The following is a 12,983-nucleotide window of genomic DNA, read 5'->3' on the forward strand; positions in this document are numbered from 1 at the left end:
GCTCTGCGCCATACCAGTCCGGCAGCAGGTAACCATCGCCGGATGGTTGAAGCATGTAGCGGACAACCGGTGACATCACGGATTTTTATCGCCAGCAGTTCGGTACTCCAGCGGGAACGCTGATAACCAAAATCGCCGGGAGAATGCTTAACGAGCTCACGCAGCAATGCACAAATATGCTCGAACGGCCAGCGTCGGGAGCGTCCTGCGGGTAAGGATTTCAGGCCTTCAATACCTGAGTGCGTAAACCAGTTAATCCAGCGACCAACGGATGAACGGGCACAACAGAGTGTTCTGGCAACATCGCTGACCCGTTCACCCCGATGAAGCATCAGCATAGCCGTTAGCCTGCGGGCATGATTTTTATCGCGAGTTTTATGGATAGCTTTCTGCATCAGGCGTCGTTCGCCACGGGGTATTGGTGCTATGATCGGCATCGCTCAGTCCGGTTGGTGATTTGGGATATTCAGCGATTGATCAGATCGCATAAACCGGACTGAGTTCCCCCTGAGTGATCTACTATTCCGAGCAGTTATTTAGTGATGGCTATATTTGAAATAGGAGTAAAAGTTTTTCAAGTAAGACCTTGTAGTTTGGAACCCTGTCTTAATTAGTCACTTTTAGATATCCATAAAAACTATATCAGTGAATCAGCGAAGATTCTTCCTAAAGAAAAGTTATATTAATATTCATACAAAAACTTAAAGTCGACGATTTTTTATATTTTTTCGTTCGCCTCGAAGTTATTCATCATGTCTTATGATATATAAAAGTATATTGGATATTTTTTGTTTGCTCTGGGCTGGATAGATGCAGCATAGTAACGACTTTACTTTGTTTGAGAAAAGTTCATTATGTGAATTGAAATTTAGATACATTCATTGAATGTTATGAAAAATTAAATGCACTAATATAGTTTTCATTCATCTGTCCATTTGTTCTGATGCTAGTATTAGTTATGTCCGAATACGTGCAAAGTAAAAAGGTAAATGGTAAGCCTTATATAACCGGTATATTGTGTGACTCGAAAATAAGAGAGTGTTGATACATCAGTAAACCTGACACAATGTAGCGTAAGAGTACAAATTAATGCAATACATCGCATTTAATGAAATTCATAAGCTTTACCGGGATTATAGTTGGCCAGAGTAATCACTTTGTATACTACAGGTTATTACTGAGTATAATCGATACAATGAATTTGGGTTTCATGGTTGGTTCAGCGCCTAAGGCCTTGAAGGTTAACCGCAACGCATGTCTAAGATAATTTACTTTCTTGTAATATTCGATACATGTCATTAAAGAGCAATAGTGAGTTATTAAACGTAACTATTTAGTATGACATATTTGTTTTATATGATAGTTATCAGCCGCTTTCAGATGAAAAAAATAACATCTTGAAGTTTTTTGTTATTAACATTGTATTTCTAATACTTATAGAGGACCATATGTCAAAGGAATTTAGCATTGGAATTGTCGCTGATTGGCTAGTTTCTTATGCAGGGGCAGAACGAGTAATTAAAGAATTTGTAGATGTTTTTCCCGAATCTGAACTTTTTTCAGTTGTTGATTTTTTAGATAATGCTGCTCGTGTTAATCTTCAGGGAAAAATTTCAAAAACAAGCTATATTCAAAAATTTCCAATGGCAAAAAAACATTATCAGAAATATCTTCCTTTTATGCCAATGGCTATTGAACAACTAGATGTTACTTCACACAATATTATATTGTCTAGTAGTCATGCTGTAGCTAAAGGAATTCTCACTGGGCCAGATCAACTTCATATTAGTTATGTTCATTCGCCGATTCGTTATGCATGGGATTTACAGCATCAATATTTGCGTGAAGCTCACTTCGATAGAGGATTAAAAGGATTATTAATAAAATATTTATTACATAAAATTAGGATGTGGGATTATAGAACTGCTAATGGTGTAGATCATTTTATTGCAAATTCTCATTTTATTGCACGGCGAATACAGAAGGTCTATGGGCGAAAAGCAGATGTTATTTATCCTCCTGTTAATGTTGAACTCTTTACGTTGAATTCTAATAAGGATGAGTACTATTTCACAGCATCACGTTTGGTTCCTTATAAAAGAGTTGATCTCATTGTTGAGGCTTTTTCTGCTATGCCTGAAAAAAAACTTGTTGTTATTGGTGATGGTTCCGAAATGTCGAAGATTAAAGCAAAGGCCTCCAGTAATATTGAAATACTTGGTTACCAGAGTGATACAGTGATGTTAAGTCACATGAAAAAAGCTAAAGCATTCGTTTTTGCCGCAGAAGAAGATTTTGGCATTACTCCTGTTGAAGCGCAGGCTTGTGGAACCCCTGTTATAGCTTTTGGTAAAGGCGGAAGCCTTGAGACAGTTCGACCTTACGGTGTGGATAATCCAACTGGATTGTTCTTTTATAAGCAAGACGTTTCTTCAATTATTGAAGCAATCAATAAATTCGAATTAGTTAAGGAATATATTCTCCCCCAAGATTGTCGCAATAATGCAGAAAAGTTTTCATCTGAGCGTTTTAGAAAAGAAATCTCAAATTACGTTGAGTCAAAATGGAACTCTTTCTTAGATAATAAACAGATACTATACTGAATAAGTCTTTCATGCCTTAAAGTCAAATAGATAAATCAGATAGTAATCTTAAAAGTAAAATATGGAAAATAGCATGGCAATCCTACATCACCGAGCTCGCTCTAAACCAAATGCATCCATCATTTCCATGATGCAGCGCTTCTCAGATATTGCTATTATTTTTCTGGGATTATATTTTGTTTCGTCATTAAATAATCTATTGTTCGGAGTTAGAGAAATCTTGGTTGGACTCCTTGTTTTAGTTATTTTCCAGATGATAGGTGGTATAACTGATTTTTATAGATCATGGCGTGGTGTCAAAATATCAACTGAGCTAAAATTATTAGTACAAAACTGGACCTTAGGACTGATATTTACTTCTGGGATAATATCTTTTTTTTCTAATTTCGATTTTTCATATAAAATATTTTTACAATGGTATATTGCGGTTAATGTAGTTATTGTTTTATGCAGAGTTGCTATAAGATATTTTGCGGGTATGATACGTAAATTTGGATATAATACACGTTATGTAGCCGTTGCTGGTTCATTGCCTGCAGGTATAAGCTTATTGCGTAGTTTCGAAGAAGAGCCATGGTTAGGCTTTGTTGTTAGAGGGATCTACGACGATGTGAAGTCAAGCGATATTATAAATCAATATTCTGGTGATTTGAAACAATTAGTTTCTGAAGCTAAGGCAGGGAAACTTGATCGTATCTATATAGCCATGAATATGGGGGATGAAGTTAAGCTCAAAACTTTAATAAAAGAACTAACTAACACTACTTGTTCTGTATTTCTTATTCCTGACATTTTTACATTTAATATTCTTCAGTCACGAACAGAAGAAGTGAATGGCGTTCCCGTTGTCCCCCTTTTTGATACACCACTTAACGGGATAAATATGGTATTTAAACGTCTCGAAGATATAATAGTCTCATCCATTATATTAGTTTTTATCTCTCCAGTTTTGTTGTTTATTGCTCTTGCTGTTAAAATGACTTCACATGGTCCAATTCTTTTTCGACAAATAAGATACGGTATGGATGGTAAACCGATTAAAGTTTGGAAGTTTAGATCGATGGTAGTAATGGAAAATGGCGGGATTGTCACTCAAGTAACAAAAAATGATAGCAGAGTTACCAAAATCGGTCGGATTCTTCGTAAAACATCGCTTGATGAGTTACCACAATTTTTTAATGTTCTTCAAGGTGAAATGTCTATTGTTGGCCCAAGGCCCCATGCAGTTGCTCATAATGAACAATATCGAAATTTAATTGATGGATATATGCTACGGCATAAAGTAAAACCAGGAATCACAGGTTTAGCACAAATTAATGGTTGGAGAGGGGAAACAGATACATTAGAGAAAATGCAAAAACGTGTTGAGTATGATCTTGAATATATTCGTGAATGGAGTATTTGGTTAGATTTAAAAATAATATTTCTGACAATATTTAAAGGCTTTGTTAATAAATCGGCATATTAGAACTACTAGATAGTTTATTTAATAGCTATTACTTGATTCATGAGCCCATGCTTTTATTTTTAATGAATAATAATACTAGTAACGTTATATACTAGAGAATTATTTCTGAATAAATATTACTTCTATACTATACGATTTGATGCATTTAAGATAACATTATCATTACATTTAAGCTGCGAACAGTCGCAGTGACCACACCTGACAGGAGTATGTAATGTCCAAGCAACAGATCGGGGTTGTCGGTATGGCTGTGATGGGGCGCAACCTTGCGCTCAACATCGAAAGCCGGGGTTATACCGTCTCCGTTTTCAACCGCTCCCGTGAAAAGACCGAAGAAGTGATTGCCGAGAATCCGGGCAAGAAGCTGGTCCCACACTATACAGTACAAGAGTTTGTTGAATCGCTCGAAACTCCACGCCGCATCCTGTTAATGGTGAAAGCGGGTGCAGGCACTGACAGTGCCATCGATTCCCTGAAGCCGTATCTGGATAAAGGTGACATCATCATCGATGGTGGCAATACTTTCTTCCAGGACACCATTCGCCGTAATCGCGAGCTCTCAGCAGAAGGCTTCAACTTCATTGGTACCGGTGTATCCGGTGGTGAAGAGGGCGCTCTCAAAGGCCCATCAATTATGCCTGGCGGGCAGAAAGAAGCTTATGAGCTGGTTGCACCGATTCTTAAGCAGATTGCCGCAGTCGCAGAAGACGGTGAGCCATGCGTAACCTACATTGGTGCAGATGGAGCTGGTCATTATGTGAAAATGGTCCACAACGGTATTGAGTACGGCGATATGCAGCTGATTGCTGAAGCCTACGCTTTACTGAAAGGTGGCCTGGCGTTATCTAACGAAGAGCTGGCGCAGACATTTACCGAATGGAACGAAGGTGAACTGAGCAGCTACCTGATTGACATCACCAAGGACATCTTCACCAAAAAGGATGAAGAGGGCAAATACCTGGTTGATGTGATTCTGGATGAAGCGGCCAACAAAGGCACCGGGAAATGGACCAGTCAGAGCTCTCTGGATCTTGGTGAGCCTCTGTCCCTGATTACTGAGTCTGTATTTGCTCGCTATATCTCTTCCCTGAAAGTGCAGCGCGTTGCTGCTTCAAAAGTGCTGACTGGGCCGCAAGCGCAAACTGCGGGTGACAAGGCCCAGTTTATTGAGAAAGTTCGCCGTGCCCTGTATTTGGGTAAGATTGTCTCTTATGCTCAGGGTTTCTCCCAGTTGCGTGCAGCATCCGATGAATACCACTGGGATCTGAACTACGGTGAGATCGCAAAAATCTTCCGTGCTGGCTGTATTATTCGTGCTCAGTTCCTGCAGAAGATCACGGATGCCTATGAACAGAATGCGGGTATCGCTAACCTGCTGCTGGCGCCATACTTCAAACAAATTGCCGATGAGTATCAGCAGGCGTTGCGTGATGTGGTTGCTTACGCGGTGCAGAACGGTATTCCGGTCCCGACTTTCTCTGCGGCCATCGCTTATTATGACAGCTACCGTTCCGCGGTGTTGCCAGCGAATCTGATTCAGGCTCAGCGTGATTATTTTGGTGCGCATACCTATAAGCGTACCGATAAAGACGGTGTATTCCACACTGAGTGGTTGGATTAATTTAGTTTTGCAATAGCCAGACTGTTGGTCTGGCTATTTCCTCCGCATATTTTTATGCATGCTATGCATCTGTTGGTATTCCATTTTCTGAATATATAATTTTATTGCTCTTTTTTCGGATTCCTTAGTATATCTGCTTTCTGTATTTCTATATTACTCTTCTTCTGTCTTCAGTATTTTTCTGGGTGTTTAATCACAGGGTTTAATTAAAGGATATTAATATGTTGCTTCCTGTAATTATGGCTGGCGGGACAGGTAGTCGTCTCTGGCCGATGTCTCGTGAACTTTATCCTAAACAGTTCTTACGGCTGTACGGGCAGAATTCAATGCTGCAGGAAACTATTTCTCGACTGTCGGGGCTTGAAGTTTATGAACCGATGGTTATCTGCAACGAAGAACACCGATTTTTGGTGGCTGAGCAGTTACGGCAGCTCAATAAACTGTCAAACAATATCATCCTTGAGCCGATTGGCCGTAATACCGCACCCGCTATCGCGCTTGCTGCATTGCAGGCGACGCAAAATGGTGAAGATCCGCTGATGCTTGTACTCGCGGCTGACCACATCATTAATAATCAGAAGATCTTCCACGATGCCATTCGTGTAGCGGAGCAGTACGCACAGGCTGATCATTTGGTCACGTTTGGTATCGTACCGGATTCCCCGGAAACCGGGTATGGCTATATCCAGCGTGGCGAAGCTCTGAGTGAAGGGGAGCAAACGCCATATAAAGTCGCTCGTTTTGTGGAGAAACCGGATCTGGAGCGTGCACAGGGCTACCTGGCTTCCGGTGAATACTACTGGAACAGCGGAATGTTTATGTTTCGGGCCAAAAAATACCTTTCTGAGCTAGAGAAGTTTCGTCCCGACATCCTTGAGGTGTGTACAGCAGCAGTCAGTGCCGCTGATAGCAGTAGCGATTTTATTAGCATCTCGCACGATATTTTCAGTACCTGTCCGGATGAGTCTGTTGATTATGCCGTGATGGAAAAAACTGCCGATGCTGTCGTGGTAGGATTGGATGCAGACTGGAGCGACGTGGGATCCTGGTCTGCCCTCTGGGACGTTAGCCCGAAAGATGATCTGGGTAATGTACTGATGGGGGATGCCTGGGTACACAATAGCCAGAACTGTTATATCAACAGTGACGAAAAGCTGGTGGCGGCCATTGGTGTTGAGGATCTGGTGATTGTCAGCACCAAAGATGCAGTTCTGGTGATGAACAAAAACCGCTCTCAGGATGTGAAAAAAGTAGTGGAGTACCTGAAGCTTAACCAGCGTAGCGAATACAAACGCCATCGGGAAATTTACCGTCCCTGGGGGCGCAGCGATGTGGTGGTGCAGACTCCACGCTTTAACGTTAACCGGATTACTGTTAAACCGGGTGGAGCGTTTTCCATGCAGATGCATCACCATCGTGCTGAGCACTGGGTGATTTTGGCAGGTACCGGGCAGATTACGGTTAATGGCAAACAGTTCCTGCTTACTGAAAATCAGTCAACCTTTATTCCCATAGGTGCCGAGCACTGCCTGGAAAACCCGGGGCGTATTCCTCTGGAAGTACTGGAAATACAGTCTGGCTCATATCTGGGCGACGATGACATTATTCGTATTAAAGATCAGTATGGCCGTTGCTAATTTGTATTTAAGGACTAAATAGATGGCAAAATTAAACTGTTTTAAAGCCTACGATATTCGTGGTGAACTTGGCGAAGAATTAAACGAAGATATTGCCTACCGAATTGGTCGTGCTTACGGCGAGTTCCTGAAGCCAAAACAGATTGTAGTGGGTGGCGACGTCCGCCTGACCAGCGAGTCCTTGAAGTTGGCGCTGGCCAATGGTCTGATGGATGCGGGTACTGATGTGCTGGATATTGGCCTGAGTGGTACAGAAGAGATTTACTTTGCCACCTTTCATCTTGGCGTAGACGGTGGTATCGAAGTGACGGCCAGTCATAACCCGATGAACTACAACGGTATGAAGCTGGTACGGGAAAATGCGAAACCAATCAGCGGTGATACTGGTCTGCGTGATATTCAGCGTTTAGCGGAAGAGAATCAGTTTCCACCGGTAGAACCATCCCGGCGCGGTACACTGCGTCAGATTTCTATTCTGCAGGAATACGTAGACCATTTGATGGGTTACGTGAATCTGGCAAACTTCACCCGTCCACTGAAGCTGGTGGTGAACTCCGGCAACGGTGCTGCGGGGCATGTGATTGATGAAGTAGAAAAACGTTTTATTGCTGCAGGCGCACCAGTGACCTTTATTAAAGTGCATCACCAGCCGGATGGTAATTTCCCCAACGGTATTCCTAACCCACTGCTGCCGGAATGCCGTCAGGATACTGCTGATGCGGTACGTGAGCATGCTGCTGATATGGGTATCGCATTTGACGGAGACTTCGACCGCTGTTTTCTGTTTGATAACGAAGCAGAATTTATTGAAGGTTATTATATTGTTGGTTTGCTGGCAGAAGCTTTTTTACAGAAGCAACCGGGGGCAAAAATTATTCACGACCCGCGCCTGACATGGAACACGGTAGATATTGTGACCCGTAGTGGTGGTACGCCGGTGATGTCGAAAACCGGGCATGCATTTATTAAAGAACGTATGCGTCAGGAAGATGCCATTTATGGTGGCGAGATGAGCGCACACCATTATTTCCGCGATTTCGCTTATTGCGATAGCGGGATGATCCCGTGGCTGCTGGTAGCAGAACTGTTGTGTCTGAAAAACAACTCTCTGAAAGCGCTGGTGGCGGATCGTCAGGCGGCATTCCCGGCTTCCGGGGAAATTAACCGTAAGCTTGAGAATGCCGCAGCGGCGATTGATCGTATCCGCGAGCGCTATGAGCCGGATGCAGCGAATGTAGACACGACTGACGGCATCAGCATTGAATATCCGGAGTGGCGTTTTAATCTGCGTAGCTCGAATACTGAGCCTGTTGTGCGTCTCAATGTCGAATCGAAAGCGGATGATGAATTAATGAAGATTAAAACCGAAGAAATATTAGATCTTCTTAAATAAAAATTATTCTGAATTTAGGCCATAAGGACAGGTGTTTAGAATTATGCATCACCTTATGGCTCTTTCTTGACTTCCTGTCTTCCTGAGAGTAGAAACATCCACAGTTTTGTTTAATTAGCGGCTAATAAGCCGCCATCCAGTTAACTGATTAAAGTGTGATCGAATGAAAATAACAATTTCCGGTACCGGCTATGTTGGTTTGTCGAACGGCATCCTGATTGCGCAAAACCACGAAGTGGTTGCGCTGGATATCGTTCAGTCCAAAGTGGATATGATTAACCAAAAGATTTCCCCGATTGTCGATAAAGAAATTCAGGAATATCTGGCGGAAAAACCGTTGAATTTTCGTGCGACAACGGACAAGCATGATGCATATCGTAATGCGGATTATGTCATTATCGCCACGCCGACTGATTACGATCCGAAAACTAACTACTTCAATACCTCGACCGTTGAAGCCGTTATTCGCGATGTCACGGAGATTAACCCCAACGCGGTAATGATTATCAAATCAACCATTCCTGTTGGCTTCACGCGTGAGATTAAAGAGCGCCTTGGTATTGATAACGTTATTTTCTCGCCGGAATTCCTGCGTGAAGGTCGTGCGTTGTATGACAACCTGCATCCGTCGCGTATCGTGATTGGTGAGCGTTCAGAACGCGCGGAGCGTTTTGCCAGTCTGCTGAAAGAGGGGGCAATCAAGCAGGATATCCCAACGCTGTTTACCGACTCGACGGAAGCCGAAGCCATTAAGCTCTTTGCCAACACCTATCTGGCCCTGCGCGTCGCGTACTTTAATGAGCTGGATAGCTATGCAGAGAGCAATGGGCTGAACAGTAAACAGATCATTGAAGGGGTATGCCTCGATCCGCGTATCGGCAATCACTACAATAACCCCTCTTTTGGCTACGGCGGCTACTGCCTGCCGAAAGATACTAAGCAACTGCTGGCGAACTATGCCTCTGTGCCGAATAACATCATTGGCGCGATCGTCGATGCTAACCGCACGCGCAAAGATTTTGTCGCCGACTCTATCCTGGCGCGTAAGCCTAAAGTTGTCGGGATTTATCGCCTGATAATGAAGAGCGGCTCAGATAACTTCCGTGCCTCCTCTATCCAGGGGATTATGAAGCGCATCAAAGCCAAGGGGATTCCGGTCATTATTTATGAGCCGGTGATGCAGGAAGATGAGTTTTTCAATTCCCGCGTTGTGCGTGATTTTGACGCTTTCAAACAAGAGGCTGACGTGATTGTCTCTAACCGTATGGCGGATGAGCTGGCCGATGTGGCTGATAAAGTCTATACCCGCGATTTGTTTGGCAGTGACTGATCTTTTCATCTGGCCGGGGTGTAAGCATCCCGGCCAGACCTTCTCTTCAACCATCACCCGCCTGAACTCTGTCCAACTATTCATCCTGCAAATCTTCCCGAGCTTCCTTTCCGTTCTCTCCGCATAAAAATGTGACTCCGATTAAATTCCTGAATTGCGCATCTTGTCCTAATCATTCAGGTCGGATATGTTAAATCCACCTTGTGAAGAGCTACCGTCACTGAGATGTGGACGCTGGAGATAAGCGCCGGAAGGTAAGACAAAGCCTGCTTGCAGGCTTTTGTTATTTCTGAAGCCCGCCCAAGGGAAAGAGACCGTCAGTGCCATGAGATTCGCGCTGGCTTACACTGAACGGCCTGCGCGGGAGTGTTTCTGTGCAGACTCGTATGGGCGATGAAAAGATTAGCCATGCCGTCATACGAAGAAAATATCAATGCCAGACCCGTGCTAAAAATTTCTTATCATTTTTTATCGGCTAATCATAAGGCCTTTCAACGTTAACCGAAAGGCGTGTTAATTTTCTTGCCGCAACTAACTATTAATATACTTAATTATATTAAGTTCTTTCTTTTTACCACTTATGTTTATTAAACGTTAATTTGTTCTTTCGTTGATCCTTGATATAAGAAACCAGCGAAAAAATAGAAATAATCAACAGAATAGCAGCGACGATCAGGAAAATTACGTTTGCCATAATTCGTCCCCCAGAGAAAGTGATAGTATAAATCCATTCGCTCGTGAGTGAATACTGCATCGACAGCAATATGAACTACATGTTTAACATACCCTGGGTTTAAGAAATTTCCTAGATTTGTTTTTATGTAAGGTGGTAGATAAATATTCTGCTATTGAATTATTTTCTGAGTTATATTTATGAATTTTATTGTAATTATGGCAATGACAGCTAAAATTTGTTGTTTTTTTGCAGAATAATACTTCATTAAAAATTAGATGAAAAAATGTACAAATGATGCTTTCTGGTATGAATTGTTGTTGTTTTGTTAACAAGCTGCGCTTTTTGTCGTTGTGATGGCTGAAAAAGTTATCCATAACCGCGCTACGCCTGATACAGAACTTCTGGCAACCATCGCAGAATAGACAACCGCAGTGCTTGCACCGCGGTTTATCATAAGCGATCTGGCAATCGCGATTAGGCTTTGTAATAGGCTTTATACCAGTCCACGAAATTTTTCACGCCCTGTTTGACGGTCGTTTGCGGCCTGAATCCCACCATATCGTACAGCGGTTTGGTATCGGCGCTGGTTTCCAGCACATCGCCAGGCTGGATTGGCATCATATTTTTCTCCGCGACCATCCCCAGCGCCTCTTCCAGCGCGGTGATATAATCCATCAGTTCAACAGGCGAGCTGTTACCAATGTTATACACGCGGTAGGGGGCCGAACTATCTGCCGGAGAGCCTGTTTCAACGGTCCACTCAGGGTTCGGCTGCGGGATAATATCCTGCATCCGCACAATCGCCTCAACGATATCGTCGATATAGGTGAAGTCGCGCTTCATCTTGCCGTAGTTGTAGACGTCAATGCTTTTTCCTTCCAGCATCGCTTTAGTGAACTTGAACAGCGCCATGTCCGGGCGCCCCCACGGACCATAGACGGTAAAGAACCGCAGTCCGGTCGTCGGGATACCGTACAGGTGAGAGTAGGTATGCGCCATCAGTTCATTGGCTTTTTTGGTGGCGGCATACAGCGAAACCGGATGGTCAACCGAGTCGTCGGTGGAGAAGGGCATTTTGCGGTTTAAGCCATAGACGGAACTGGATGAAGCATAGAGCAGGTGCCCGACTTTATTATGGCGGCAGCCTTCGAGAATATTCAGGTAACCGATCAGGTTAGCGTCGGCGTATGCAAAGGGATTTTCCAGGGAGTAACGGACGCCAGCCTGGGCGGCAAGATGGATCACCCGGTTGAACTGCTCCTGGGCAAAAAGACGGGCAATCCCTTCACGATCCGCCAGATCGATTTTGTGAAAGCTGAACTGGGGGGATTGCAGCAAATCCAGGCGGGCCTGTTTAAGATTGACATCGTAGTAGTCGTTCATATTGTCGATGCCGACGACGTCATGACCTGCCTCAAGCAGGCGTTTACAAGCATGAAAGCCGATAAATCCTGCGGCTCCAGTCACTAAAAACTTCATATTTATCCTCCGGGCTCGCTGTGTCCCGCATTATATAATGATTGATTTTACACTGGCTTGCTGTGTGGATCACCTGCTTTACCATTGCGCGGGGATCGCGCCTGCATAAAAGCATGGCCGGGGCGCGTTTGAGCGTGGAGGCGAGTCTGTATCAGCGATTGTGCCCGCATTTTTGCCGGGTGGCGGCTGCCGCCTGACCCGGCCTACACGACCTTCAGCATTCGGCGACGCAGGCACGTGCAGGCGCAGCGCCGCCGGGCGATTCCGGAACAACGCACATTGTCAGCAGTGTGAAGTGGGTTAGTGCGTTTGAGCGTGGAGGCGAATCTGTATTAGGCTGTGTCCCTTAACTTAACAATCGCCTTAAAAATAACCTGATCGCCCCCAGTTTTAGCATGCTCAGGTAGTTTCTGGCTGTTTTTTCCGAACGTGTGGCGATTCGCCTGTTTTCTTTCAATGCTGCAAAGCTACGTTCTACTACATTGCGCTTTTTATATAAGTGGATATCCAGTTTTCGGCGTCCATCACGGCTGGTTTTCTCATTACTTTTAAAAGGAATAACTGCCTTGATTCCCTTCAATTTCAAACTAGTACGAAATTTTTTACTTGAATAACCTTTATCCGCCAGCACTGCTTTTGCCCGGGATTTCAGGCACCCACTTTGACGAATAATGCCGACCCGGTTGAGCAGAACTTGTGCATACTGGCTCTCGTGGGCTTGTCCACCACTCAGGCAGAAGCTTAATGGCAATCCTGTCCCGTCTGTCGCCAAATGG

General features: G+C 43.9%; 10 protein-coding genes. 6 read left to right on the top strand and 4 right to left on the bottom strand.

Annotation, left to right across the window (positions count from 1 at the left end):
- Positions 1-437 (bottom strand): helix-turn-helix domain-containing protein (locus FE839_RS21855; protein WP_138362871.1); only part of this gene is annotated, 437 nt, incomplete at its 3' end.
- Positions 438-1,448: 1,011 nt separating this feature from the next.
- Here FE839_RS21855 and FE839_RS21860 point away from each other — a divergent pair.
- The 6 genes from FE839_RS21860 (at position 1,449) to ugd (ending at position 10,052) form a co-directional block, all read left to right on the top strand.
- Complete coding sequence (locus tag FE839_RS21860; protein WP_138362872.1) at positions 1,449-2,603, top strand: glycosyltransferase family 4 protein; 1,155 nt, start codon at positions 1,449-1,451, stop codon at positions 2,601-2,603.
- A 73-nt stretch (positions 2,604-2,676) separates the two neighbouring features.
- Positions 2,677-4,071, top strand: coding sequence for an undecaprenyl-phosphate glucose phosphotransferase (wcaJ, locus tag FE839_RS21865; protein WP_138362873.1), 1,395 nt, complete (start codon positions 2,677-2,679; stop codon positions 4,069-4,071).
- Positions 4,072-4,285: 214 nt separating this feature from the next.
- Positions 4,286-5,692: an NADP-dependent phosphogluconate dehydrogenase gene (gene gndA, locus FE839_RS21870; RefSeq protein ID WP_138362874.1), complete on the top strand. Its 1,407-nt coding sequence runs from the start codon at positions 4,286-4,288 to the stop codon at positions 5,690-5,692.
- Between the two features lie 221 nt (positions 5,693-5,913).
- Positions 5,914-7,329, top strand: a complete 1,416-nt coding sequence (locus tag FE839_RS21875) for a mannose-1-phosphate guanylyltransferase/mannose-6-phosphate isomerase (protein WP_138362875.1) — start codon at positions 5,914-5,916, stop codon at positions 7,327-7,329.
- 22 nt (positions 7,330-7,351) lie between these two features.
- Positions 7,352-8,722, top strand: coding sequence for an O9 family phosphomannomutase RfbK (rfbK, locus tag FE839_RS21880; RefSeq protein ID WP_138362876.1), 1,371 nt, complete (start codon positions 7,352-7,354; stop codon positions 8,720-8,722).
- A gap of 163 nt (positions 8,723-8,885) precedes the next feature.
- On the top strand, positions 8,886-10,052 hold the full coding sequence (ugd, locus tag FE839_RS21885) for a UDP-glucose 6-dehydrogenase (RefSeq protein WP_138362877.1): 1,167 nt from the start codon (positions 8,886-8,888) through the stop codon (positions 10,050-10,052).
- A 571-nt stretch (positions 10,053-10,623) separates the two neighbouring features.
- On the opposite strand, the gene FE839_RS21890 is transcribed toward ugd, so the two are convergent.
- The 3 genes from FE839_RS21890 to FE839_RS21900 all read right to left on the bottom strand — a co-directional run.
- Entirely contained in the window at positions 10,624-10,746 is a 123-nt protein-coding gene (locus FE839_RS21890) for a small membrane protein (RefSeq protein ID WP_138362878.1), read from the bottom strand.
- 456 nt (positions 10,747-11,202) lie between these two features.
- Entirely contained in the window at positions 11,203-12,207 is a 1,005-nt protein-coding gene (locus tag FE839_RS21895) for an NAD-dependent epimerase (protein WP_138362879.1), read from the bottom strand.
- Between the two features lie 346 nt (positions 12,208-12,553).
- The coding region (locus tag FE839_RS21900) for an IS5 family transposase (RefSeq protein WP_138362880.1) at positions 12,554-12,983 on the bottom strand (430 nt) is incomplete at its 5' end.

It is taken from the genome of Klebsiella indica (assembly GCF_005860775.1).
Taxonomy (GTDB): domain Bacteria; phylum Pseudomonadota; class Gammaproteobacteria; order Enterobacterales; family Enterobacteriaceae; genus Klebsiella; species Klebsiella indica.